This window comes from Streptomyces sp. NPDC093252 (assembly GCF_040683675.1).
In the GTDB taxonomy this organism is placed as follows: domain Bacteria; phylum Actinomycetota; class Actinomycetes; order Streptomycetales; family Streptomycetaceae; genus Streptomyces.
Genome location: NZ_JBFBEM010000006.1, coordinates 226,633 through 250,942 on the forward strand (window position 1 = coordinate 226,633; position 24,310 = coordinate 250,942).

Genomic DNA, 24,310 nt, shown 5'->3' on the forward strand with positions numbered 1-24,310 from the left:
CGAGGCATGCTGAAAGTGGGCCTGACCGGTGGCATCGGCGCCGGCAAGAGCGAGGTGTCACGGCTGCTCGTGGAGTACGGCGCCGTCCTGATCGACGCGGACCGCATCGCCCGCGAGGTCGTCGCGCCGGGCACGCCCGGACTCGCCGCCGTCGTCGAGGCGTTCGGCCCGGACGTACTCACCGCCGACGGCACCCTGGACCGGCCCCGGCTCGGCTCCATCGTCTTCGCCGACCCCGCCAAGCTGGCCGTCCTCAACTCCATCGTGCACCCTCTCGTCGGCACCCGCTCCAGAGAGCTGGAATCGGCCGTCGGCGAGAACGCCGTCGTCGTCCATGACGTCCCCCTGCTCGCGGAGAACGCCCTCGCGCCGCTCTACGACCTGGTCGTCGTCGTCGACACCGACCCCGCCACCCAGCTCGACCGGCTGATCCGGCTGCGCGGCATGACCGAGGCGGACGCCCGCGCACGCATGGCGGCCCAGGCCACCCGCGAACAACGCCTGAAGATCGCGGACATCGTCATCGACAACGACGTGCCCCTGGAGCAACTCCGCACCCGGGTCCGGGACGTCTGGGACGAACTGGAGCGCAGAGCCCGGCCGACCACCCCCGGAGCCCCGGTCCAGGGGCCGTAGAGGAATCCGGAACACCGGTCCCACCGGCCACGGAGGAATAGCGACACCCCTCAGGGGCGTTGAAATCCGCTAATCAGGGAAGGAATCAGCCGTGCCCGAAACCAGCGGATCGCCCGGAAGAACGCCGGAGACGCATGTCATCGACTTCCGCGCCGCCGAGCAACTGCTCACCGCGCGGGACCCGCGGGGCGCGGTGAAACTGCTGGACCGCGTCATCGCCGCGCACCCCGAGAACACCGCCGCACGGCTGCTCCGCGCACGGGCCTTCTTCGCCGCCGCGCAACTGCGCCCCGCCGAACTGGAGTTCACGGTCGTCCTCGAACGCGAGCCGGACAACGCCTACGCGCACTTCGCCCTCGCCCGCACCTACGAGCGACAGGGGCGGCCGGATCAGGCCATACGCCACTTCCGGCTGGCCGCCGCGCTGGACCCGAACCCGGAGTACCTGAAGGCGGCGCGCTTCGACGGGTGAGGGTCGGGGCGGGCGGGGACCTGGTGGTGGGGGAGGGAAGGGCTCCGCGGTCGCGCTGCCCTGCGGCCCGCTGCGCAGAGTGCACAGCGGGCGAGCGGGCGGTGTTGGTCCGGACTCCGTCCGGCGGCGGTTACGTAACTCCATCCGGCGGCGGTTACGTACGGTGGTGGCTCGGTGGCTCGTACGGGGGGACATCCGGGCCGGGCTGGTAGTGCGGGCCCTGGTGGATGTGGTGGAGGATCATGGTCATGTCGACAGTGACCACCAGCCACAGGACACCGCACGCGACGGCCCACCCGGGATGTCCCGTCAGAATGAACAGGGCGGTTCCGAAGATCGCCCAGAACATACCCCACACACTCAGCCAGAGGCGGGCCCGCAGCGCACTGCGCGCCGTCCGAGGTTCATTGCCCGTACGCATCGGCATCAGGACCACCGTTCCTGCTTGCAACGTACTCTCCGACGGGGGGTCCGCGCATGCTGCCGGACGTTGACGATCTTCCCGAAGTCCTCCTGGACCTCGGTATCCCCCACGAGGACATCAATGAGCTGGTCGCCCGCCACCGCACCCTGACCTCGGACACCGGGGCGATGCGGCTCCTGGAGGAGTGTGTCGAGGAACTCGCGCGGGGCATGGGACTGGTCGGCGGGGACCATCCCGAGCCGAGCGCGGGCGGCGCATTCCTGGCCCGCGTCGAGGACGGCCCCCGGGAACTGGGCCGGCTGTTCGCCGTGTACGCGTTCGTCGCCGCGCTGCCCCACACCCGCGCCTACCACCGCACCCGCGGCATCCCGGACGATATTTCCCGGCGCACCCTCGCCGACCTCGGCCGCAACCTCGCGGTCCACCGCCGGCGCCACGGGCACGCCGGGCTGCACGCCCCCGAGTGGATCCGGCACCACTTCTGCGGCGAGCTGTACCAGCTCGGACGACTCCAGTTCGAACGGGCACGGCTCCTCGACGTCACCGCGCGGGCACTCACCGAAGCCGGCATCGAGGCCGCGCCCGGGGCGCTCTACCTGAGCATCCACATCCCCGACTTCAGCGGGCCACTGTCCCCGGCCGGATGCGACCGTTCCATCGCCCGAGCCCGCGCCTTCTTCGCCCGGCACTACCCGGAGGAGCCGTACGTCGGCGCGCTCTGCCACTCCTGGCTGCTCGACCGGCAACTGCGGAAGTACCTCCCTCCCGACTCCAACATCCTCCGCTTCCAGGAACGATTCAGCCTCACCCGCGAGGACACCGAGCCGTCCGACTCCCATCCGGTGCAGTTCGTCTTCGGCAACCCGGAGCTGCCGCACCAGGACCTCCCCCGGCGCACGTCCCTGGAACGGGCCGTCGGGGATCATCTGCGGTCGGGCGGACACTGGCACACGGGGCATGGGTGGATGCGGTGGTGACATGGGGGCTGCGCGGGCCGGGAGGAGCCGGTCGGTGACGGGGAGAGAGACGGGAGGGAGCTCGTCGCTGGGTGCTCGGTTGGTTGATGGGTGGGTGGGTGGGTGATTGGTTGTTCGTTCGGGAGTAGTTCATTCGTACGAGTGAAGGTGGAGGGAGTGGGAACGGGGGGTGCCGGGCGGCCCGTTGGACGGATATGAGGCTGGAAATGCGAGAGGGATACGAAGGCACCGGGCCCGGCGCGATCACTCCGGACGGCTGCGCGGTCGAGCTGTACTCGCGGCTGCCGATCGGCAAGGAGCCCGACATCATCGCCGCGGCCGTTCCGGCGGGCGCGCGGATCCTGGAACTGGGCAGCGGGGTGGGCCGGATGACCCACCCGCTGCTGGAGCGCGGCTTCACGGTCACCGCCGTGGACGAATCACCCGCCATGCTCGAACGCGTCCGGGGCGCCCGCACGATATGCAGCCCCATCGAGTCGCTCGACGCGGGCGAGACATTCGACGTGGTCCTGCTCGCCTCGTTCCTGGTGCACACCGGGGACAAGGAAGTCCGGCGGGGCCTGCTGAGCACCTGCCTTCGGCACCTGGCACCGGGCGGCTCCCTGCTGATCCAGCGGGAAGGGGAGGACTACCACAGCAATGTGCCGCGCGAGCGGGTCGACCCCGAAGGCTTCACCGCCCGGATCCGGTCGTCCGAGCCGGTGGGCGACGGAGTGCACTCCGTCCACGCCGAGTACGAGTTCCCGGACGCGATCTGGACGCAGACATTCCTGGTACGGCCCATGACACGGGAACAGTTCGAGGGGATGCTCGGGGAGGCCGGGCTGAGCGTGGCCGAGTATCTGACGGAGGACCGGATGTGGGTGCGGGTGGTGAGGGAGGGGGAGCAGACGGGGAGAGTTGTTCGGGAGTAGCAGGGCGGGTGTGAGGGCTTTGGGGTGTAGAGGTGTGGAGGTGTAGGGCGGGGGAGCGGGGGAGCTGGTTGCTTCGCATGCTGAAGTCGAAAATGAGTGGAGTACGGCCGGCGAACGCCCCTACTGTGCTGCCGGACCGAGTCGTCTGGCGAAGGGCATGCCGTTGTACACCGTGTGAGACCTCCTGAGAGCTGATCTGTCGCGCGTCGCGCCTCGGCGCCGCGCTCCTTTCTGCTGCGGACTTCTCACTGAAACCGGTGTACTTCTGTGCTCCAAGACTGGGTGGTCATGCCCACCTGCCTGCCGCAAGTTCTCCGCCGTTGCCACACCTGCGCCTCCGAGCGTTTCCGGGCCGCCGGAAAATTCCGTGTCAACGCCCACCACAAGCTCATCGACGTCTGGCTCCTCGTCCTCTGCACCGGGTGCGGGGAGACCGCGAAACTCACGGTCCTGGAGCGGGTGCGGGTGCGCACCGTACGACCCGAACTGCTCGACCGGCTGCATGCCAACGACCTTGGCCTGACAGCGGAATTGCTTCAGGATCCGGACCTCCAGCGCCGCAATCGCATCGCTCTCGACTGGGAGGGTGCCTGGCGCCTCGACACCGGCGGTTCGGATCACCTGGACCGCGAGGTGATCGACATCTCGGTCCGCTTCGCGGCGCGGATCCCGGTCCGACCGGTGCGGCTGATCGCCGACGGTTGCGGACTGTCGCGGGCCGAGGTCGAGCGGCTGATCGATGGCGGGCGGCTCGTCTCGACCGCCCGGCTGAGCGGCAAGCTCTCCGGGGACTTCGGGTTCACGCTGAAGCGGTGAGAGGTCGGGGGTGAGGTCGTCAGCGGTGAGAGGTCGGGGGTGAGGTCGTCTCGGGTGTGGGTGCCGCTTCGGGTGCTGTGCGATTGAGAGAGAGGAAGGAAGTGAGGGAGATGAGGGAGATGAGGGAGATGAATAGGTGGAGCAGCGATGAGTTGGGGGTGCGGTCGGGGTCTACCTGTGTGACTGAAGAACGGATCACTTCACGCTTCACATAGGAGAACCAGATGTCCAAGCCCACCGGTTCCACCGCTTCCGTGGCGTCCGCCGCTTCGGCCCACGCCGTCGCGCCGACCGGGTCCGCCGCCACGGTCGCGGGTGAGAGGCGTCCGGTCATCGGAGAGTCGGCGACCACCCGTGGTCGCCGCGCCCGGATAGCCCTGCGGGCACTTCAGATCCTGCTCGCGCTGTTCTTCGCGATCGGCAGCGCGTCGCCCAAGCTGATCGGCCATGCCTCGGCCGTGGAGATCTTTGACCAGATGGGTTGGGGCAGCGCCGGAATGTACTCCATCGGTGCGCTGGAACTGGCCGGGGCGATAGGGCTGTTGATCCCGGTCCTTCAGTCGGCGGCGGCCATGGGACTGAGCGCGCTGATGGTGGGCGCGTTCGTCGTCCAGCTCGCCGAGTTCAACGGGGAGAACGCGGTGACGCCGCTCATCCTCATTGTGCCGCTGGGTCTGATCGCCTGGGCGCACAGAGGGCGGAATGGCGAGCTGGCGCGGGTAGTGGGTGTGGGGGGTCGCGGGGTTTGAGGGGTTGGGAGGGGTGAGGGGGTGGGGGAGGGGGGGAGGGCCCCTCCCCCCCTCGGTCTCAGCGCGGGGTTCTCGGTCTCAGCGCCGGGTGTCGCCGCACGGAATGGGTGCTGATCGGTGTCCCGCGTGTCCGGCAGGCGCGGTGCGGCTCTTCGCTCGTCATCGTTCCCGGTGGCGGTTGGGGTCGCCGAAGTTGGTGCCCTGCTCGCGCAGGGCGCGTAGGCGTTCGAGTTCGCGGCGGTCGCGCTTCGTGGGGCGGCCGGTGCCTCGGTCGCGGAGACCGGCGGGGGCGACGGCCTCGCGGGGCGGGGGCGGCGGGCTGTTGTCGACGTAGCACTGGACGGCGACCGGGGCGCCGACGCGCTTGCGGATCAGGCGCTTGACGATGACGATCCGCTCCCGGCCTTCGTGGCGCAGACGCACCTCGTCGCCGATCCGGACGGAGTGAGCGGGCTTGACGCGCTCGCCGTTGACCCGGACGTGGCCGCCCTTGCAGGCGGTGGCACCGAGGGAACGGGTCTTGATCAGCCGGACGGCCCAGATCCAGCTATCGATGCGTACCGTTTCGCCGGTGGCGGGGCGGGCGGCTTCGGCGGCGGCGATGGCGGCGGTGAGCTTGGGATCGGTGGGGTGGGGGTGATCGCCCTGCCCGCCCTGTCCGGCCTGCCCGCCCTGTCCGGTCCGGTCGGGGTGGCGGTCCTGGTGGCTGGCGCCGTTCTGGCCGTCCTGCTCGTCCTGCCCGCCCGGTCCGCTTTGCTCGCGGGGCCCATCCTGCCCGTCCTGTCCATCCCGCGTGTCCGGCTCGCGTTGCCCGTTCCGCACGCGTTGCCCGCTGGAGAGGTTCTGGTCGTCGCGGCGGTCGGGGTCGCCGCTTCTCCCGGCTCCGCCCGTACGGTCCGTGTCCCCCTGCCCGTACGAGCCGGTGGTGTCGGCGAGGTCAGACACGGCGGAGACCCCCCCCAGGGTCGGAAGGGCCGCGCTCGGGGTCTCGGTGCTCGCCGTCCCGTTGCGGCGCTCCGGGGCGTCGGGGCCGGAGGCCGGGGCGGTGGCGTCCGTCGAAGAACGGTGGCGGCGGTACCGAGGGCTCATGGAGGTGACCCTAACGGTCGAGGGGCGGGGGACCAGAGCCCTTTTCGCGGGGTGCGAACCCGGCACCGAGCCTTGTCACGCGGTGGGATCCCGTGACCGAGACTCTCCCGCACGGCAGCCCCCCGCTACCGATGCCCCTCGTCCCCGGGGTTCCCCGCGTCGTGGGCACTCCGCCGGACCACCCCGGATGCGGGGGCCGGAGCGGCGGTCGAGGGTGTTGGACGGGGGACCGTTCGAGGGCGAGTGAGGGAGTCGGCGTGGATGTGGTGGCCAAGGTCGACGGACTGATGGACGGGCTGACGGCCGATCTGGAGCGGCTGGCGGCGATTCCCTCGGTGGCGTTTCCCGGGTTCCCGGCGGAACCGGTCGAACGGGCGCACGATCTGCTGGTCGAGCTGCTGCGGGAGATCGGTGTGGCCCGGGTGGACCGGATCGAGCTGCCCGGCACCGCGCCGGTGATCTTCGCCGAGATCCCGCCGCCGCACCCGGACGCGCCGATCGTGCTGCTGTACTCGCACTACGACGTCCAGCCGCCGGGGGACGAGTCGCTGTGGCTGTCGCCGCCGTTCGAGCCGACCCCGGTGGAGGGCGGGCTCAGAGCGCGCGGCATCGCGGACGACAAGGCGAATGTGATCGCCCATCTGGGGATGCTGCGGGCGTTCGAGGGGCGACCGCCGGTCGGGGTGAAGATCGTGTTCGAGGGACAGGAGGAGTACGGCAGCGCGTTCGACGGCTATCCGCCGACCGAGCCGGAGCGGTTCGCGTGCGATGCGATGGTGGTCGCCGATCTCGGCAATCTCCGGCCGGGTACGCCGACGCTGACGACCGGACTGCGCGGAGCGGCCGAGGTGGTCGTGGAGGTGCGGACGCTGACCGAGCCGCGGCACAGCGGCGAGTTCGGGGGCGCGGCGCCGGACGCGCTGCTGGTCCTGCTCAAGGCGCTGGCGACGTTGCACGATGTGCACGGGGACGTGGCGGTGGAGGGGCTGCGCCGGGACGACTGGGCCGGGGCGGGGTACACCGAGGAGGAGTTCCGGGAACTGGCGGGGGTCGTGGACGGGGTGCCGCTCATCGGGAGCGGGAGTCTGGGCGAGCGGCTGTGGAGCGGGCCGGCGATCACCGTGATCGGGCTGGACGCGCCGGGCGTCGAGCACGCCGCCTCCGCCGTCGTACCGTACGCGCGGGCCAAGCTGAATCTGCGGTTCCATCCTCGGCAGGATCCCCGGGAGGCGCGGGAACTGCTGGTGGAGCACCTGCGGTCGCTGCGGCCGTTCGGGGTGCCGTTGACGGTGACGCCCGGGGACACCGGGCCCGGGTACGAGGCGCGGACGGACGGGCCCGCGTACCGGGCGGCGCGGGAGGCGCTGGCGGCGGCGTGGGGGAGTGAGACGTCGTATGTGGCGACGGGCGGGTCGATTCCGCTGGTCAACGGTTTGGCGCAGGCCGCGCCGGAGGCCGAGGTGCTGCTCTTCGGGGCGCAGGACGGCCGGTGCAATCTGCACGCCCCGAATGAGCGGGTGCTCTTCTCCGAACTGCGGAACACGGTGGTGGCGATGTGCGGCTTCGTGGAGCGGTACGCGGAGGGCTTCCGGGGCGGGGGCGGTGGCGGGGGCGGGGATGAGGACGGTGGCGGTGGCGGGAGCCCGGATGCGGGCCAGCCCGGGACGGCCGAGGCCGCCGGGTGACCCCCACCGGTCCCGGCCCCGGTCCCGGCACAGGCCCCGGCGATGACGTTGGCGACCGCGGCGACGACAGTGGCGGCACCCGAAGCAACACCGGCACCGACGACCAGGCCCCCGGCACCGACGACCAGGCCCCCACCCAGCACCGGCCCCGCACCCGGCACGACAACGGCGGCGGAGCCGGCGCAGACCCCCCGCCCCCCACCGACCCCCCGCCCCCCACCGACCCCACGGACCCCGCCGGACCCCGCCGAAAGTTCACCTTCCCGAGCGCGCTGACGATCCTGGTCATCGTCACGATCGCGGTCTGGCTGCTCGCGTTCCTCATCCCGTCCGGCCGCTACGACCGGGACAGTTCCGGCGCGCCCATCCAGGGCACGTACCACCGGGTCGACTCGGGGCTGAGCTTCCTGGACCGGCTCAACGATCTCTTTCTCTCCCCGGTCAACGGCCTGTACGGCATCCAGGACCCGAGAACCGGCAAGGTCGGGCCGGATCTGGCCGGTGAGCTGTACGGGGCGGCCGGGGTGTTTCTGTTCGTGCTGGCGATCGGGGCGTTCATCACGGTCGTTTTCGCGACCGGCGCCCTGGACCGGGGGATCGCCCGGCTCGCCCACCGGCTGCGGGACCGCGGGGCGCTGCTGATCGCCGGGATCATGCTGGTGTTCTCGGTGCTCGGCACGGTCGAGGGCTTCGCCGAGGAGACCCTCGGGTTCTACGGGCTGATCGTGCCGCTGATGCTGGCGCTCGGCTACGACCGGATGGTGGCCGTCGGCACGATCATCCTGGGCGCCGGGATCGGGGTGCTCTGCTCGACCGTGAACCCCTTCGCGACCGGAGTGGCCTCGTCCGCGGCGGGCATCTCGCTGGGCGACGGGATCGTGCTGCGGTTCGTGATGTGGGTGGTGCTGACGGCGGTGACGATGGCCTACGTCATCCGGTACGCGCGCCGGGTGCGGCGGGACCCGGGGCGTTCGCTCACCGGATTCCTGCCGGGCGACCGGGACCAGCGGCCGAGCGAGGACGTGCCGGAGCTGACGGGACTGCACAAGGCCGTGCTGGCGGTGATGGTGCTGGTCTTCGCCTTCATGATCTTCTCGGTGGTGCCCTGGTCGAGCGCGCTGACCGGCGACGCGGAGGCGACCCCGTACGGGTTCGAGCTGGACTGGTCCTTCCCGGAACTGGCCGCCCTGTTCCTGTGCGCGGCGGTGCTGGTGGGGCTGGTGGCGCGGATGGGGGAGCAGAGGCTCAGCTCGACGATCGTGCAGGGCGCGGCGGACTTCATCTCACCGGCGTTGGTGATCGTGCTGGCGCGCGGGGTCACCGTGATCATGAACAACGCGGAGATCACCGACACCGTGCTGCACTCCATCGAGGGCGTGGTCGAGGACACCTCGTCCGGCGTCTTCGCGATCCTGGTGTTCGTGGTGAACCTCCCGCTGGCCTTCCTGATCCCCTCCACCTCCGGCCACGCCACCCTCGCCATGCCGATCCTCGCCCCGCTCGCCGACTTCGCGGGTGTCTCGCGCGCGGTCGTCGTCACCGCGTGGCAGTCGGCCAGCGGCTGGATGAACCTGTGGGTTCCGACCACCGCGGTCACCATCGGCGGGGTGGCCCTGGCGAAGGTCGGCTACAACAAGTACCTGCGGTTTGTGACACCGCTGCTGGGGATCCTGTTCGTGCTGATCTGCGTGTTCGTCGCACTGGGGGCGGTCTGGACGTAGCCGGGTGGGTGGGTGGACGGGCAGACGGGAGGCGGGCTGCCGTGCGCGGGACACCTGCCGTCCCCCGCCGCCGGTCCGTCCGGGCGTCGCCGGAACGCCCTGCCGGAACGCCCCGTCAGGACGCCTCGGGTACGACGGCGATGGCGGCGATCTCCACCAGTTGGCCCGGGGTATCCGAGCACGGTCACACCGAGGAGCGCCGAGGAGTGCGGGCCGGAACGAACTCAGCCCGGAAGCCCGGATGCCCGGATGCCCGGACGACCTCTCACCCGGCGGTGAGCACCGCCGGATCGGCGCCCACCACGTACACCTCGGTCGGCACCACATGCGGCAGATCACTGCCGAAGGCGACGAGTTGCTCCCGCAGATTTGGTGAATCCCGGCGGATCCCGGCGGATCCCGGCGGATCGATGCTGCCTCGGGGAGGGTGGTGTGCGCACGAGAATGTCAGGTGCGGGGAGGGGGAGGCCCGCATAGGATGCGGAATCCCGCGTACCGCCCACCCTGGGTGCCTGTTTGCCACGGCCCACCCGGGGTGCCGATCCGGTACCGCTCACCCTGGGCGCCGATGCGCAGGACCAGTCGCTCGGCACCCGCGCGTTCCCCGGGAGCCCGTCATGCCCGCCCCCTCCGGTGACGAAGCCTTTCTCGCCCGTACGGCCGACCGTCTCGCGGCCCTTCCCGCCGTCCGGGCCGTGGCCCTGGGCGGCTCCCGTGCCCAGGGCACCCACCGTCCCGACAGCGACTGGGACCTGGCCGTCTACTACCGGGGCCTCTTCGACCCCGCCGACCTGCGGGCCATCGGCTGGGAGGGCGAGGTCTGCGAGATCGGCGCCTGGGGCGGCGGAGTCTTCAACGGCGGAGCCTGGCTGACCATCGACGGCCGCCGGGTCGACATCCACTACCGCGACCTGGACACCGTCGACCGCGTCGCGGCGGAGGCGGAGACCGGCGACTTCCAGATCGAACCTCTCCTCTTCCACCTGGCCGGGATCCCGACGTATCTGCTGCTGGCGGAACTGTCGGTCAACCGGGCCCTGCGGGGCACACTGCCGCGCCCCGGGGCCTATCCGCAGGCACTGCGACGGACCGCGCGGGAACGCTGGTCCGGCACGGCCGCCGCGACCCTCGCCTATGCAAAGGCCGCCCATGCGCCCAAGGGCGCGGTCACCCAGGTGGCCGGGGCGATGGCGGTCGCCGCGACCCACACCGCCCATGCCGTACTGGCGGGCCGCGGAGTGTGGGTGACGAACGAGAAGGGGCTGGTCGAACGGGCCGGGCTCGCGCACATCGACGTCCTCGTCGGGAATCTGACGGCCGATCCGGACGCGCTGGAACGGGCGGTGGGCGAGGCCGAGGATCTCGTCAGGGACGCGGTCGGGGGGCGCCCGTAGGGCCCCGCCCCGTCCCGCCCCGTCCCGTCCCGTCCTACCGTGACCCCATGACCGCCACGCCCCCGCAATCACCCCCACGCCCCACGCCCCCCAGCCCCGACCTGCTGATCGCCCCCTGCACCGTGCTCGTTCATGGGGCGGACGAGGAGGTGGGGTTCCGGGAGGACGCGGCGGTCGTGGTGCGGGGCGGGGTCGTCGACGCGGTCGTCGGTGCCGGGGACGTGGCGGGGCTGGACGCGCGGGAGGTGATCGACGGGCGGGGGCAGGTTCTGCTGCCTGGGCTGATCAACTGTCATACCCACACGCCGATGGTCGCCCTGCGCGGGATCGCGGAGGATCTGCCGATCGAGGAGTGGTTCAACGATGTCATCTGGCCCTTGGAGGCCAACCTCACGGCGCGGGACGTGGCGCTCGGCGCGCGTCTCGCCTGTGCCGAGATGATCCGGGGCGGGGTGACCTGTTTCGCCGACCACTACTTCGAGATGGACGAGGTCGCCGCCGCCGTCGAGGAGTCCGGGATGCGGGCGCTGCTCGGCCAGACGTACTTCTCGTCCCAGGGGGAGGAGGGGCGGGCCCGGTCGCTGGACTTCGCCCTGCGGAACCGGGGGCGCGCCGACGGTCGTATCACCACCGCCCTCGCGCCGCACGCCCCCTACACCGTCACCGACGCCGATCTCGCCGCCACCGCCGGACTGGCCCGCGCCCATGGCCTTCCCGTGCATCTGCACGCCGCCGAGAACAGTGCGCAGACCGGGGCGAGCGTCGAACGCCATGGCCTCACCCCGGTTCAGGTGCTGGCGCGGGCCGGGCTCCTGGACGGGGACGTGGATCTGCTCCTCGCCCATGGAACCGGCATCCTGGACCGCGATCTCGCCCTGCTGCGCGGAGCCGGCGGCCGGGTGGCGGTGGCCAGCGCGCCGCGCGGCTATCTGAAGTTCGCCTGGCCCACCACGACCCCCGTCCGCGCCCTGCGCGAGATCGGTGTCCCGGTCGGACTCGCCACCGACGGAGCCGCCTCCAACAACTCCCTCGACGTCTGGGAGGCCATGGCCCTCACCGCGCTGATCCAGAAGTCCACGACCGGCGATCCCCGCTGGCTGACCGCCCGCCAGGCACTGCACCACGCCACCGTGCAGAGCGCCCGCGCGGTGGGCCTCGGCGACACCGTCGGGCGGATCGCGCCGGGATGGCGGGCCGACCTCGTCCTGGTCGATCTCACCGGCCCGCACACCCAGCCCGTCCACGACCTCGCCGCCACCCTCGTCCACAGCGCCCGGTCCGGCGACGTACGCACCACGATCGTGGAGGGGCGGGTCCTGATGCGGGATCGGGAACTGCTGACGGTTGATGTGCCGGGGGTGGTGCGGGAGTTGCGGGGGCGGCTGCCGGGGCTGGTGGGGCGTGGGAGTGGAAGTGGGGGTGGGAGTGGGGATGGAGGTGAGGGGCGGGGGCCCGTTCAGAGTGATGGGGGTCGGAGTTATGGGGGGTGAGGCGCGCGCGCCGGGCCGGGTCGGGTCCGGGCGGACGTTCGCGAGGTTTGGGGGAGGTTCGCGAGGTTTGGAGGGAGGTCCGCTCGGTTTCCCCGGATGTTCCGCTCCAAGAGTTCCGGCCCCGAGTCACTGCCCCGAATCCCTGCCCCGAATCCCTGCTCCGAGTTCCGGCCCTGAAGTTCCGCCGCGAAAGTTTTGCCGTGCGCGATGAGTTCCGGTGAGTCCCTCAGTCAGCACCCCAACGGGACTGTTGCACAGGAGGACCCATGTCGCTTCCGGATGTCGTGTCGCGCGAAGAGTGGCGCAGGGCACGGCAGGAACTGCTCGCCAAGGAGAAGGCGGCGACCCGCGCGCGGGACGCGCTCAACGCGGAGCGGCGCGCGCTGCCCATGGTCGAGATCGACAAGGAGTACGTGTTCGAGGGCGGGGACGGAAAGGCCACCCTGCTGGACCTCTTCGACGGCCGTGACCAACTCGTCGTCCACCACTTCATGTTCGCCCCGGAGTGGGAGAGCGGCTGCCCCGGTTGCTCGTACTTTCTCGATCAGGTGGGCCACCAGGCCCATCTGCACGCCCGCCGGACCTCGTTCGCGGCCGTGTCCCGGGCCCCGTACACCCGGCTGCTGCCGTTCAAGGCGCGGATGGGCTGGACGCTGCCCTGGTACTCCTCCAGCGAGAGCGACTTCAACCTCGACTTCGAGGCGACGCTGGAGCGGGACGGCGAACTGTCCGAGCAGCCCGGTCTCAGTTGCTTCCTGCGCGACCGGGACCGGATCTTCCACACCTACTCGACCCACGACCGCGGACTCGACGGGCTCGGCCCGGCCACCAGCTTCCTTGACCTCACCGCCCTGGGGCGGCAGGAGGCGTGGGAGGAGCCCCGGGGCCGTGCCACCGCGTTCGGCCCTCTCGCGGGGAGCGCGCACCGCACGTTCCACGACGAGTATGAGGAGTGAGGAACCAGTGAGGTGAGGGGTGAGCCGTGAGGGGTGAGGTGGGCGAGGAGGGACTGGGGTTTCGGGGGCCGACGGGCGCCGGGCGCCGGTTTCGTCTGCCCGGCAGCCCGTGCGGCGGCCCGGGGCGTAGCGCTACGCGCTGACCGGGCGCGACCAGCTCGGCGTGGTCCCCGTCAGCCGGCACAGGGCCAGGTACAGCGGGATCGGCGGGGTGTACGGCAGCGTACTGTCGGGGCGGTGGATCAGCCTCGGCGCGTCCGTGACCAGCGCACCCGCCGTGTACTGGGCCGGCTCCGGCCAGTCGAGGGCGTAGTCCGAGTCGGACGGGACCAGCCACCACCAGTGCGCCTCGTCGGCGTAGACGCACCCCACGCGCGGCAGCCGGGGTATGACCAGCGGACCGAACTCCGCGGGCACCGCCACCGCGTCACAGCCCATCGGCGCGGTCATCCCGTCCGGCACGGACAGCTTGCGGGTGGTGCCCGGCGCCGCCGCCGGGCCCGGAGTCTGTGCCTCGCGACCCAGACGGACCAGCGTGTCCAGGTTCAGCACCTGCCCGCCGCAGGACGCGGTTCTCACGGCGTTCCCCTCTCCCCGTCCCGCTCGCGCGGCATCATGACCGGGCCGTGCAGTGCCTCGGCCTCGTCGTCGCCCGAGCCGCCCTTCAGAGGACCGGGCTTCGGGCGGGCGCCCCAGCCGAGATCGCCCTGCGGGCCGTCAGCGCGTCGGCCGTCGGTCCGTCGGCCGTCGATCCATCGACCGTCCGCCCAGTGGCGGCCGTCAGCCTGCCGACCACCGTTCTGCCGGTCACCGTTCTGCCGGTTACCGTCATGCTGGCCACTGTCCTGTCGGTCGTCACCCGGTCGGCCGTCGCCCTGTGGTCCGTCGCCCTGTGGTCCGTCGTTCTCCGGGCCCTCGGCCTGTCGCGGCAGCTCCGCCCAGACCAGCAGCCCGGGGCCGTGCTCCTGAGCGCCCCATGCCCGGCACAGGGCGTCTATGAGAAGCAATCCCCTCCCGTGCTCCTCCTCCGGCCGCTGCGGCGACGGCTGGGGCTCACCCGGCGCGAAACCCTCGTCACGCACCGCTATGCGCACCAGGTCCTCGCCGTCGTGCAGCTCGCAGACGACGACATCGCTCGCGGTGTGCACGATCGCGTTGGTGACCAGTTCGGAGACCACCAGGGCCGCCGTGTCGCAGGTGTCCTCGCACACCGACCAGCCGGTCAGCCGGGCCCGGGTCAGCCGTCTGGCCTGCGCGGGAGAGCCCGGATGCGCGGCCAGCTCGAAGCGGAACCGGCGCTCGACGGCGGTCTCGGCGGGACCGGCCGGCGCAGCGGCGCCGTCGAGGCCGAAGGGGCCTGCGGCGGCGTCTGCTCCTAAGGGCGGGGACGGAATCACGCTTGCCACTATCGCCCCGCCGTGAACACTTGGCAAGTGTCACTCTGAAAATTGCAGAGTGCCGTATGACTCTCTGCACGGTCGTGGCACACTGCTCGCAACAGCATGTGGAGCGGCGTCATTTCGAAGACGAAGGTCTGTTCGGATCTTCGAATGTATTTTCGAATGGCGCCGTGAAGCCTGTCCGTGAGTCTGTCGGCGAGCCTGTCCGTGTCTGGTCGGGGTCTGCTCAGGGTCTGTTCAGGGTCTACCGGGCCTGCCGCCTGACCTGCCGGAGCCGTCTGCCGCCCGAAGGGGCCCAGGTGACCCCGGTGGGCCGGAGCCGGTCCGCGTGGACCCGGTGCCAGTCCCGGTCCTCGTCCCGCTTCCGATGGGTACAGCGGTCGTACCCGGTAAGTGCAGTAGTCGTATCAGTCGGTCGAGCCGTTCGGGTCGTGGGAGCCGATCGAGTTCATTGAGTTCATTGAGTTCCTTTGGTTCATCGAGTCCGGTAGTGCGTCGAGTCCCGTAGTTCACTGAGTGCCGTAGTTCATCGAGTCCAGTCAGTTGGTTCACTGAGTCCAGTAGTTCACTGAACCGGGCAGTCCGTGAGCCCAACGAGATTCCTGTGTGGAGGTGGAGCGTGAGTGAGCCGCGGTCCGCGCCGACGGTCGGCCAGGTCGTCCTCGGCCGGCGCCTGCTGGACCTGCGCGAGGGTGCCGGGATCAAACGCGAGGAAGCCGCCAAGATCCTGCGCGTCGCACCCGCCACGGTCCGCCGGATGGAGATGGCCGAGGTCGCGCTCAAGATCCCGTACCTCCAACTGCTCCTGAAGGCGTACGGCGTCCCCGAGGACGAGGCGGACGCCTTCGTCCAGCTCGCCGAGGAGGCCAACAAGCCCGGCTGGTGGCAGCGGTTCCACGACATCCTGCCCGGCTGGTTCTCGATGTACGTCAGCCTGGAGGGCGCCGCCCGGCTCATCCGCAGCTACGACCCGCACTTCGTGCCGGGCCTGCTCCAGACCGAGGGCTACGCGCGCGGGGTGCTCAAGGCGGGCGCCGTCGGCCAGACCCGGCCCGATGACATCGAACGCCATGTCGACCTGCGCATGCAGCGCCAGAACCTGCTCACCCGCGAGGACGCGCCCCGGCTCTGGGTCGTCATGGACGAGACCGCGCTGCGGCGCTCCGTCGGCGGCCCCGAGGTGATGCGCGCACAGATCGACCGGCTGCTGGAGGCGACGGAGCTGTCCAATCTGACGCTCCAGGTGATCTCCTTCGCCTCCGGCCCGCACCCGGGGACCTACGGACCGTTCGTCCTCTTCCGATTCGCCATGCCCGAACTGCCGGACATGGTCTACAGCGAGTACCTGACCGGCGCCGTCTACCTGGACGCGCGCGCAGAGGTAGCCACCTACCTGGAGGTCATGGACCGCATGGCGGCGCAGGCCGCTACGGCACAACGCACGAAGGAGATCCTCCGGGATCTCCGCAAGGAGCTGTGAATGGATGGCATCACGTCCCAGCCGAGGCCGTTGACCCGCACCGCGCGGATCTACAACGGCATGCCCGCGCACGAACTGGGCAGCGAAGGCTGGCACAAGCCGTGGAGCGGCGGCAACGGGGGCAACTGCCTGGAGGCGATGAAGCTCGCCGACGGCCGGATCGCGGTCCGGCAGTCCACCGACCCCGAGGGCCCGGCGCTGATCTACACCACCGATGAGATGACCGCCTTCATCGAGGGCGCCAAGGCGGGTGAGGCCGACTTCCTGCTCCGCTGAGCGATCTTCGAACGTTCTTCGAACGATCGTTGAACGACCTTGCTGCTTTTCTAGCCACCCCCCATTGACCGCCACCCCCCCATTGACCGCCACCCCCCATTGACCGCCACCCCCCATTGACCACCCCCCATCAACAGCTCCCTTCAACACCCTCCTTGACCCCGTTTCCCCGTCTTGACCCCAAGACCCCACGACCCCATGACCCCTTCAGTACCGCCCCTGATCCAGCCCCAACGCCTCTGAGAAGCAGCGGCACTTGAGCACCTCCCCCGCTAAGTTGATTGCAGCCAGGCTCCACCCGCCCACCAGCATTCCCGTCACCCCCCGTCACACCCGTCCGACACCCACGGAGTGGCTCATGACCGGGCAGGACCCCACCGGCGCCGTCGAGATCGACACCAGCAAGCCCCACCCGGCACGCATGTACGACTGGTACCTCGGCGGCAAGGACAACTACCCGGTCGACGAGGCCATGGGCCGTCAGATGCTGGCGCTCGACCCGCGGGTCCCGGTCATGGCACGGGTGAACCGGGCGTTCATGCACCGCGCCACCCGCTGGCTCGCCCGGCGAGGCGTCCGGCAGTTCCTGGACATCGGCACGGGCATACCGACCGAGCCCAATCTGCACCAGATCGCCCAGGAGATCGCGCCGGACGCCCGGATCGTCTACTGCGACAACGACCCGATCGTGCTCGCCCACGCCGCGGCGTTGCTGCGCAGCACACCGGAGGGTGTCACCGAGTACGTCCAGGCCGATGTGCGCGACCCGGCGACCATCGCCGAGTCCGCCGCCAAGGTGCTGGACCTGAGCCGGCCGGTCGCCCTCTCCCTGGTCGCGCTGCTGCACTTCGTCCCCGACGAGGACGGTGCCCATGACCTGGTCGCCCGGCTGCTCGCCGAACTCCCCTCCGGCAGCTATCTGATGATGACCCACGCCTCCGCCGACTTCACCCCGGAGGAGTCCGCCGCGGCGACCGCGAAGCTCAAGGCCGCCGGTATCACCCTCGCCCTGCGCTCCCGCACCGAGTTCGCCCGTTTCTTCAGCGGACTGGAACTGGTCGATCCGGGTGTCGTGGTCGTCAACGAGTGGCGGCGGGAACTGGGCGAACCGGTGCCGGGGGAGCGTGACGGGATCATTCCCGGGTACGGGGCGGTCGCCCGCAAGCCGTAGCCACCCTGCCCGGCCACGGCCCGTCCGTCCAGCCGTCCCCCCTGCCCGGCTACGGCCCCGCAGCCCAGCCATCCCTCCTGCCCGGGCACGGCCCCTCCGTCCCTCCGTAGCCACCACGCGGCCACGGCCCCTCAGCCCAGCCGTCACCATCCCGCCCGGCCACGGCCCCGCAGCCCAGCCCTATCCCCCGTCCAGCCACGGCTGCTCAGCCCAGCGGTAGCCCCCACCCCAGGGCCGCCCCAGGGCCGGAAGCGGGCCAGGACCCGGCCGTGCCGTGCCCCGCCCACTCATAGCCCCCGCCCCCACCCCCTCGCCCCCACCCCCCGCCCCCTACCCCTCCTCCGGCGGCAGCACCCCGCACAGCGCCTCCACCGCCGCCCCGTAGGCATGCTCCGGAGGTGTGGCGTAGCCGACGACCAGGCCGTCCACCGGCGGGGTCCGGGCCGCCGGATGGCGGAACGCGGCGAGGCCGTCCAGCGCCACCCCCTGCCAGACCGCCGCCTTCACCGCCGACGCCTCGGTACCCGGCGGCAGCCGCAGCACGGCGTGCAGTCCCGCCGCCACCCCGGTCACCCCGATGTGCGGCGCCCGTTCGGCCAGCGCCGCCACCAGGCGGTCCCGCCGCCCCCGGTACCGCTGCCGCATCCGCCGCACATGGCGGTCGTACGCGCCGCAGCGCAGGAAGTCCGCCAGGCTCAGTTGGTCCAGGACGCTCGCCCACGCCTCCCGCTCGCCCTTGGCGGCCAGCACGTCCGCGACCCGCCCCTCGGGCAGCACCATCCAGCCGAGCCGCAGCGCGGGGGAGAGGCTCTTGCTGACCGAGCCGATGTAGATCACATGCTCCGGGGCCAGCCCCTGGACCGCGCCGACCGGCCTGCGGTCGTAGCGGAACTCCCCGTCGTAGTCGTCCTCCAGCAGCAGTCCGCCCCGCGCGGACATCCGGTCGACGACCTCCACCCGGCGCGAGGCGTGCAGGGGGCCGCCGGTCGGGAACTGATGGGCGGGCGTCAGCAGGACGGCCCGCTCCCGCCCCAGTTCCGCCACCCGCGCCCCGTCCTCGTCCAGCGCTAGCGGGACGGTCCGTACGCCCGCGGCGGCCAGCAGGTCGCGGTGGAAGCCGAGGCCGTACTCCTCCACGGCGAGCGGGCCGCGCAGCACCCCGCTCGCCGCCAGCAGCCGCAGCGCGTGCGCGAAACCGGAGCAGACGACGATCCGCTCCGGCCCGGTCCGCACGCCCCGCGCGCGGGCCAGATACTCGGTGAGCGCCTCCCGCAGTTCCCGGCGGCCCGCCGGGTCACCCGGCCCGAAGACCTCGTTGGGCGCCTGCTGGAGCGCCCTGCGGTACGACGTTCCCCAGGCCGCCCGGGGGAACGTCGACGCGTCCGGGGTGCCCTGCCGCAGATCGTGCGGCGGACGCGGCCCCCGCGCGCGTGGAGCCCCCTTGAGAGGCCCTTGCCCGGCGTGTCGGGCGGGTCGAACGACGCCTCGCTCCCCAGCCCGGGAGGACTGTCCGGCGCGTCCGGGGGCCACCCTGGTGCCCGACCCCTGCCGGGCGGTGAGCCAGCCCTCCGCGACCAGCTCCGCGTACGCGTCCGCGACGGTGTTGCGGGCCACCCCGAGGTCGGCCGCGAGCGAACGGTACGGGGGCAGCCGGGTACCGGGCGGCAGCCGCCCGTCCCGTACGGCCTCGCGCAGCGCGCGGATCAGCGCCGCGCGCCGGCCACCGGGGCCGCCGGTCAGTTCCAGATGCAGATCGGCACCGATGCGCTCCGCCGAATTGACCCATGATTTCGCCATGGAATTGCACCCTACAGCCGGTCTTTCCAGTCCGTAGATTCATGGTCATGACGACGACGAACCCGAACATGAGCACGGTGAACGACATGAACGCGACGACCACGAGCGCCGGCGTGACCGGCACCGGCATCAGCCCGACCGGCCCCGGCCGGACGGCCGTCCGGGAACCCCGCATCGACTTCGCCAAGGCCGCCCCGAAGGTCTTCCGGGCGATCATCGGATTCGACGCCGCCGCCCGGGACGGCCTCGACCCCACCCTGGTCGAGCTGATCCAGATCCGCGCCTCGCACCTCAACCACTGCGCCTACTGCCTGCACATGCACACCAACGACGCCCGCAGGGCCGGTGAGCAGGAGGACCGGCTGCACATGGTCGCCGTCTGGCGCGAGGCCCGGCACTTCTTCACCGCCCGCGAGCAGGCCGCGCTCGCCCTCACCGACGCGATCACCGCGGTCGCCGACGCCGGGGTCCCCGACGCGGTGTACGCGCAGGCCGCGGCCCAGTTCGACGAGACCGAGCTGGCCCATGTCATCGCCCTGGTCCTCACCATCAACACCTGGAACCGCGTGGCCCTCGCCACCGGCAAGGTGGCGGGCACCGACGAGCGGCGCTGAAACGCGGAGACACCGACCGGCCCCGGACGGGACGGCCGCCGGCCGTCGGCCGCCCACGGTCCCTTCAGCCGTCCACCCGGGCCGTCCGTCGGGATCGTGCCGCCAACCGCTCCCCGGGCCGTCCGTCGGGGATCGTGCCGGCAGCCGCTCCCCGGGCCGCCGCCAACCGCTCCACCGGGCCGTCAGCCAGGGATCGTGCCGTCACACGGCCATCGTGCCGCCACACGGTCACCCGCCCGCCCGCCCGTCCGTCCATCCGTCCATCCGTCCATCCGTCCATCCATCCGTCACACGGTCATAGGCCGGTCGTACGGCGATATCGGTGCCGGAAGCGCCGAGCTGCCCGTCAGTGCCCGGTCGACCGCCGCCGCCACCGCCCGCCCCTCCGCGATCGCCCACACGATCAGCGACTGCCCGCGCGCGGCGTCCCCGGCGGCGTACACCCCGGGGACGTTCGTCGCGAAATCCCGGTCCCGGGCGATCGTGCCGCGCGGTTCCATCGCCAGCCCGAGCTGCGCCACGACACCGTCCTCGCGGTCCGGCCCGGAGAAGCCGAGGGCGAGCAGCACCAGGTCGGCGGGCAGGGACCGCCCGGTGCCGGGACGCGGGCGGCGCCCGGCATCCACCTCGACCAGATGCAGCGCCCGCACCCGCCCGTCCGCGTCCCCCGTGAACCGCAGCGTCGACGCCGCGAACAACCGTGCGTCCGCGTGCGCCGCCGGTGCCGTACCGAGCGCGCCCGCCTCCTCGTGCGCCGCCGACAGCCGGTAGACCTTGGGGTACGTCGGCCAGGGCTCGGCGTCCTCGTCGCGCGCGGCGCCGGGCTGGGCGTAGATGTCGAGCTGGGTCACCGACGCGGCCCCTTCCCGCACGGCCGTGCCCAGGCAGTCCGCGCCGGTGTCGCCGCCGCCGACGATCACGACACGCTTTCCGGCGGCCGACAGCGGGGAGGTCTCCAGATCTCCCTCGCGGACCCGGTTGGCCAGCGGCAGATACTCCATCGCCTGGTGGATGCCGGTCAGTTCGCGCCCCGGGACGTCCAGGTCGCGCCAGGCCGTGGCACCGGTGGCGAGGACGACGGCGTCGTAGCGGGTCCGCAACTCGTCGGCGCCGATGTCCCGGCCGACCGCCGTCGACGTACGGAACCTGGTCCCCTCGGCCCGCATCTGCGCCAGCCGCCGGTCCAGATGGCGCTTCTCCATCTTGAACTCGGGGATGCCGTAGCGCATCAGCCCGCCCGGCCGGTCGTCCCTCTCGTACACCGCCACCGTGTGCCCGGCCCGGGTGAGCTGCTGGGCGGCGGCCAGCCCGGTCGGGCCCGAGCCGATCACGGCGATCGTCCGGCCCGACAGCCGCTCGGGCGGGCGCGGCGGCGCGAGACCGTCCTCCCAGGCCCGGTCGGCGATGGCGCACTCGACGTTCTTGATGGTGACGGCCGGCTGGTTGATCGCCAGCACGCACCCCGCCTCGCACGGCGCCGGGCACAACCGGCCCGTGAACTCCGGGAAGTTGTTCGTCGCGTGCAGCCGCTCCGCCGCCGCGCGCCAGTCCTCCCGGGAGACCAGGTCGTTCCACTCGGGGATCAGATTCCCGAGCGGACAGGCGTCATGGCAGAACGGCACCCCGCAGTCCATGCACCGGTCCGCCTGTTTGCTGACGATCGGCAGCAGCGCACCCGGGACGTACACCTCGTCCCAGTCCCGCACCCGCTCCTCGACGGGCCGGCGCGGCCACTCGCGCCGGGGGGTGCTCATGAATCCCTTGGGGTCTGCCATGGGCGTCTTCCTTGGGGCGTCCGTCCGCCGGTCAGGTCCGATCCGATCAGATCCGGTCTCATCCGGTCCGATCCGGTGCGGCCCGGTGCGGTGCGCGCCGCCGCTCCGGCGCGTCCGGTGCCGGGTCCTTTCGGCCACGATACGACCATCGGCCATCGCGGACGACTCGCCGGTGACCGGCGGTTTCAGAGCGCCGGGGGAGGGGCCGCGAGGAGAGGGCGACCGACGAAGATCCCGGCCGGCGACGGACACGGTGACGGCGGCCGACACCCCCCTTCGCCAACGGAGGACGGCCAACGGAGAACGGCCGATGAAGGACGGCCGATGAAGGACGGCGGACGGAGGGCGAAAGAACGGGAGGACGGAGGACGCCTCAGGTGATGGCCAGGACGTACGACACCGTCGCCGCCGCCGACGCGACCGTCCGTATGTGGTTCCAGAACGTCCACTCCCGCAGATACGTCGACCAGTACGCCGACGCCTCCGCCGTCCCCGCGTCCAGCTTGGCCAGCGCCTCGTTGCGCGGTACGTTCGCCGCGGCCGTCACCCCGAACGTGCCGAACAGATACAGCGCGCTGCCCAGCAGCAGTTCCACCGTCCCCTCCTCCGGCCACAGCACGAACGTCACCACCGCGATCACCACGCTCAGCACCGCCGTACCGCCGAACACACTCATGAACGCCGGCCGCAACGCCGCCACATTGACCGACTGCATCGCGGCGACGCCCTGCGCGGGCGGCAGTGCCCCCAGACCCCGCATCACAAAGGTCGAGAAGCCGCAGAAGACCCCGGCGACCAGTCCCGTGCCGAGCACACCCAGCACGGTCAGTACGAAGTACGGTCCCTCGATCATGTCGACCCCCACATCCGCTCCCATGCCCCACTGACGTACCGGTGAAGTACCGGGCCGCTCGACGCCCGGCGCCTCATCCGTCCCTTCAGTCAACGCCCCGCGCCACCCCCGAACCATGGCCGAGCGGCGCGGCCCCATACGCGAGCGTCCACGGCCACGGCGCGGTTCCGGTTCACCGGACCCACCTGCCCGGCCCGGTCCGTCACGCCTCCCGCCACGTGCCGAGCACCGCCTCCACCTCCGGCCCGATCCGCCGCCGCGCCTCGCGCCGCCCCACCCCGCTCATCAGCAGCCGGTCGTACGCCGTGTCCAGATGCCGGACGGAGGCCACGACCGCCGAGATCACCGCCCCCTCGCTCAGCGCCCGCCCGGCCGCGCTGCGGCCCACCCGCCCGCTGCCGCGCACCGACGCGTGCCCGGCGATCTCCCGGGCCCGCTCCTCGGGGCAGCCCGGGAACAGCCGCCGGATCTCCCGGGCGAAGGCGTCCGCGAGCCGCAGATCCTGCGCCGCGCGCCGCGCCGCGTCCCGCACCCGGCGCCGTCTTCGGGCCTCGGCGTCCGCCAGACAGCGCACCTCGGCGCGGGCCAGCGCCGCCTCCTCGACCAGGACGCCCTGCCGCTCGTAGCGCGCCCTGCGCCGGTTGAAGCGGACCACGACCACCGACAGCCCGCTCTCCTCCCGCGACCGGCGGGTCAGCGCCGTGTCACCGCGTGGCAGGAACACCAGATGTCCGAGGTCGGCACAGGCCAGACAGCGGGGCGCGCCCTCCTCCGGCACCAGCATCGGCAGGGGCCCGCGCCCACACCGGGAACACCGCTTCCGCCGCACCGGCTGGACCACGAGAAGCACCCCCCGCCCCACAGTCCCCCCTTCCCCTTCTCCCCCTTCCCTTTCTCCCTCCCGGTCGCCCTCCGCCGCTCGACCCCCGTCACCCACCTGACCGATCATGGCCGTGTGCGACTCGAAGCGATCACCTGGGACCGGCTCGGCGACCAACTCGCCGACCGTCTGCTCGACCTGGACCCCGCCGACGGCAGCCCCTGGCCCCGGATCGCCTTCGACGGCGCCCCGGCGGCCCGCCCCGGAGACCTCGCGGAACGGGTGCGGGAGGCCCTGCGGGTCCGCGGCCGGCCCGCGCTCGCCCTCGGCACCGAGGGCTTCCTGCGCCCCGCCTCGCTGCGGCTGGAGCACGGACACCACGACATCGACGCCTACTACGACGGCTGGTGCGACACCGGCGCCCTGTGGCGCGAGGTGTTCGGCCCCCTCGAACCCGGCGGTGACGGCCGGGTCCTGCCCGATCTGCGCGACCCGGTCACCGACCGCGCCACCCGCAGCGACTACGTCCGGCTCCCGCCCGGCGGACTGCTGTTGCTCCACGGCCCTCTCCTGCTCCGGCACTGGTTCCCCTTCGACCTCACCGTCCATGTCCTGCTCTCCCCGGCCGCCCTGCGCCGCCGCACCCCCGAGGCCGACCACTGGACCCTCCCCGCCTTCGAGCGCTACACCGCCGAGACCGACCCCGCGAGCACCGCCGACGTCCTGGTCCGCGCCGACGACCCGCGCCACCCGGCGTGGAACGGCCGGAACGGCCGGAACCCCTGACACCCGCCCCCACTA

Annotated in this window: 25 protein-coding genes; 16 read left to right on the forward strand and 9 right to left on the reverse strand. The window is 71.9% G+C overall.

Annotated features, from left to right (window positions below):
• Window positions 1-6: 6 nt before the first annotated feature.
• Complete coding sequence (coaE, locus tag AB0O01_RS14955) at window positions 7-636, forward strand: dephospho-CoA kinase (RefSeq protein WP_365313430.1); 630 nt, start codon at window positions 7-9, stop codon at window positions 634-636.
• 91 nt (window positions 637-727) lie between these two features.
• Window positions 728-1,108: a tetratricopeptide repeat protein gene (locus AB0O01_RS14960; RefSeq protein ID WP_365313432.1), complete on the forward strand. Its 381-nt coding sequence runs from the start codon at window positions 728-730 to the stop codon at window positions 1,106-1,108.
• 154 nt (window positions 1,109-1,262) lie between these two features.
• Here the strand turns inward: AB0O01_RS14960 and AB0O01_RS14965 are convergent, their stop codons facing one another.
• Window positions 1,263-1,535: a DUF6343 family protein gene (locus tag AB0O01_RS14965; protein ID WP_365313434.1), complete on the reverse strand. Its 273-nt coding sequence runs from the start codon at window positions 1,533-1,535 to the stop codon at window positions 1,263-1,265.
• Window positions 1,536-1,585: 50 nt separating this feature from the next.
• On the opposite strand from AB0O01_RS14965, the gene AB0O01_RS14970 reads away from it, so the two are divergent.
• The 4 genes from AB0O01_RS14970 (at window position 1,586) to AB0O01_RS14985 (ending at window position 4,988) form a co-directional block, all read left to right on the forward strand.
• Window positions 1,586-2,509: an acyltransferase domain-containing protein gene (locus AB0O01_RS14970; RefSeq protein ID WP_365313436.1), complete on the forward strand. Its 924-nt coding sequence runs from the start codon at window positions 1,586-1,588 to the stop codon at window positions 2,507-2,509.
• Between the two features lie 206 nt (window positions 2,510-2,715).
• Entirely contained in the window at window positions 2,716-3,423 is a 708-nt protein-coding gene (locus tag AB0O01_RS14975) for a methyltransferase domain-containing protein (protein ID WP_365313438.1), read from the forward strand.
• A gap of 267 nt (window positions 3,424-3,690) precedes the next feature.
• Window positions 3,691-4,239: a DUF1062 domain-containing protein gene (locus AB0O01_RS14980; protein WP_365313440.1), complete on the forward strand. Its 549-nt coding sequence runs from the start codon at window positions 3,691-3,693 to the stop codon at window positions 4,237-4,239.
• A gap of 224 nt (window positions 4,240-4,463) precedes the next feature.
• On the forward strand, window positions 4,464-4,988 hold the full coding sequence (locus AB0O01_RS14985; RefSeq protein ID WP_365313442.1) for a DoxX family protein: 525 nt from the start codon (window positions 4,464-4,466) through the stop codon (window positions 4,986-4,988).
• Between the two features lie 159 nt (window positions 4,989-5,147).
• Here the strand turns inward: AB0O01_RS14985 and AB0O01_RS14990 are convergent, their stop codons facing one another.
• Entirely contained in the window at window positions 5,148-5,810 is a 663-nt protein-coding gene (locus AB0O01_RS14990; protein ID WP_365313762.1) for a S4 domain-containing protein, read from the reverse strand.
• Between the two features lie 524 nt (window positions 5,811-6,334).
• Here AB0O01_RS14990 and AB0O01_RS14995 point away from each other — a divergent pair.
• Both AB0O01_RS14995 and AB0O01_RS15000 read left to right on the forward strand, forming a co-directional pair.
• The gene (locus AB0O01_RS14995; RefSeq protein ID WP_365313444.1) at window positions 6,335-7,762 is read left to right on the forward strand and encodes a M20/M25/M40 family metallo-hydrolase; all 1,428 of its coding nucleotides are present in this window, start codon (window positions 6,335-6,337) and stop codon (window positions 7,760-7,762) included.
• Window positions 7,763-8,034: 272 nt separating this feature from the next.
• On the forward strand, window positions 8,035-9,483 hold the full coding sequence (locus AB0O01_RS15000) for a YfcC family protein (protein WP_365313764.1): 1,449 nt from the start codon (window positions 8,035-8,037) through the stop codon (window positions 9,481-9,483).
• A gap of 265 nt (window positions 9,484-9,748) precedes the next feature.
• Here AB0O01_RS15000 and AB0O01_RS15005 read toward each other — a convergent pair whose 3' ends face one another.
• Window positions 9,749-9,958 (reverse strand): hypothetical protein, encoded by a 210-nt coding sequence (locus tag AB0O01_RS15005; RefSeq protein WP_365313446.1) that lies wholly within the window; start codon window positions 9,956-9,958, stop codon window positions 9,749-9,751.
• Window positions 9,959-10,100: 142 nt separating this feature from the next.
• Here AB0O01_RS15005 and AB0O01_RS15010 point away from each other — a divergent pair, with 142 nt between their 5' ends.
• From AB0O01_RS15010 to AB0O01_RS15020, 3 genes are all read left to right on the forward strand, one after another.
• Window positions 10,101-10,877, forward strand: a complete 777-nt coding sequence (locus AB0O01_RS15010; protein WP_365313447.1) for a nucleotidyltransferase domain-containing protein — start codon at window positions 10,101-10,103, stop codon at window positions 10,875-10,877.
• Between the two features lie 47 nt (window positions 10,878-10,924).
• Window positions 10,925-12,367 carry an amidohydrolase gene (locus AB0O01_RS15015; RefSeq protein ID WP_365313449.1) on the forward strand — a complete coding sequence of 481 codons (1,443 nt, stop codon included), beginning with the start codon at window positions 10,925-10,927 and terminating at the stop codon, window positions 12,365-12,367.
• Window positions 12,368-12,633: 266 nt separating this feature from the next.
• Window positions 12,634-13,323, forward strand: a complete 690-nt coding sequence (locus tag AB0O01_RS15020) for a DUF899 domain-containing protein (RefSeq protein ID WP_365313451.1) — start codon at window positions 12,634-12,636, stop codon at window positions 13,321-13,323.
• Between the two features lie 132 nt (window positions 13,324-13,455).
• Here AB0O01_RS15020 and AB0O01_RS15025 read toward each other — a convergent pair whose 3' ends face one another.
• Window positions 13,456-13,902, reverse strand: a complete 447-nt coding sequence (locus AB0O01_RS15025; RefSeq protein ID WP_365313452.1) for a hypothetical protein — start codon at window positions 13,900-13,902, stop codon at window positions 13,456-13,458.
• Window positions 13,899-14,756 (reverse strand): ATP-binding protein, encoded by an 858-nt coding sequence (locus tag AB0O01_RS15030; protein ID WP_365313453.1) that lies wholly within the window; start codon window positions 14,754-14,756, stop codon window positions 13,899-13,901. Before AB0O01_RS15030 ends, AB0O01_RS15025 begins: the two co-directional genes overlap by 4 nt.
• A gap of 586 nt (window positions 14,757-15,342) precedes the next feature.
• Here AB0O01_RS15030 and AB0O01_RS15035 point away from each other — a divergent pair.
• The 3 genes from AB0O01_RS15035 to AB0O01_RS15045 all read left to right on the forward strand — a co-directional run bounded on the left by AB0O01_RS15035 (window position 15,343) and on the right by AB0O01_RS15045 (window position 17,650).
• A complete protein-coding gene (locus AB0O01_RS15035) occupies window positions 15,343-16,203 on the forward strand; it encodes a helix-turn-helix transcriptional regulator (protein ID WP_365313455.1) in 861 nt (286 codons plus the stop codon).
• The gene (locus tag AB0O01_RS15040; RefSeq protein ID WP_365313456.1) at window positions 16,204-16,479 is read left to right on the forward strand and encodes a DUF397 domain-containing protein; all 276 of its coding nucleotides are present in this window, start codon (window positions 16,204-16,206) and stop codon (window positions 16,477-16,479) included.
• Between the two features lie 358 nt (window positions 16,480-16,837).
• The gene (locus tag AB0O01_RS15045; protein WP_365313458.1) at window positions 16,838-17,650 is read left to right on the forward strand and encodes an SAM-dependent methyltransferase; all 813 of its coding nucleotides are present in this window, start codon (window positions 16,838-16,840) and stop codon (window positions 17,648-17,650) included.
• Window positions 17,651-17,980: 330 nt separating this feature from the next.
• Here AB0O01_RS15045 and AB0O01_RS15050 read toward each other — a convergent pair whose 3' ends face one another.
• Window positions 17,981-19,447 carry a PLP-dependent aminotransferase family protein gene (locus AB0O01_RS15050; RefSeq protein WP_365313460.1) on the reverse strand — a complete coding sequence of 489 codons (1,467 nt, stop codon included), beginning with the start codon at window positions 19,445-19,447 and terminating at the stop codon, window positions 17,981-17,983.
• 47 nt (window positions 19,448-19,494) lie between these two features.
• Between AB0O01_RS15050 and AB0O01_RS15055 the strand changes: the two genes are divergently transcribed.
• Window positions 19,495-20,061, forward strand: coding sequence for a carboxymuconolactone decarboxylase family protein (locus AB0O01_RS15055; protein ID WP_365313461.1), 567 nt, complete (start codon window positions 19,495-19,497; stop codon window positions 20,059-20,061).
• 287 nt (window positions 20,062-20,348) lie between these two features.
• On the opposite strand, the gene AB0O01_RS15060 is transcribed toward AB0O01_RS15055, so the two are convergent.
• From AB0O01_RS15060 to AB0O01_RS15070, 3 genes are all read right to left on the reverse strand, one after another.
• A complete protein-coding gene (locus AB0O01_RS15060; protein WP_365313463.1) occupies window positions 20,349-21,836 on the reverse strand; it encodes a glutamate synthase subunit beta in 1,488 nt (495 codons plus the stop codon).
• A 373-nt stretch (window positions 21,837-22,209) separates the two neighbouring features.
• Entirely contained in the window at window positions 22,210-22,689 is a 480-nt protein-coding gene (locus AB0O01_RS15065; RefSeq protein ID WP_365313766.1) for an anthrone oxygenase family protein, read from the reverse strand.
• A gap of 202 nt (window positions 22,690-22,891) precedes the next feature.
• A complete protein-coding gene (locus tag AB0O01_RS15070) occupies window positions 22,892-23,551 on the reverse strand; it encodes a DUF2293 domain-containing protein (protein ID WP_365313465.1) in 660 nt (219 codons plus the stop codon).
• Between the two features lie 93 nt (window positions 23,552-23,644).
• Here AB0O01_RS15070 and AB0O01_RS15075 point away from each other — a divergent pair, with 93 nt between their 5' ends.
• Window positions 23,645-24,295, forward strand: a complete 651-nt coding sequence (locus tag AB0O01_RS15075) for a uridine kinase (RefSeq protein ID WP_365313467.1) — start codon at window positions 23,645-23,647, stop codon at window positions 24,293-24,295.
• Window positions 24,296-24,310: the final 15 nt, after the last annotated feature.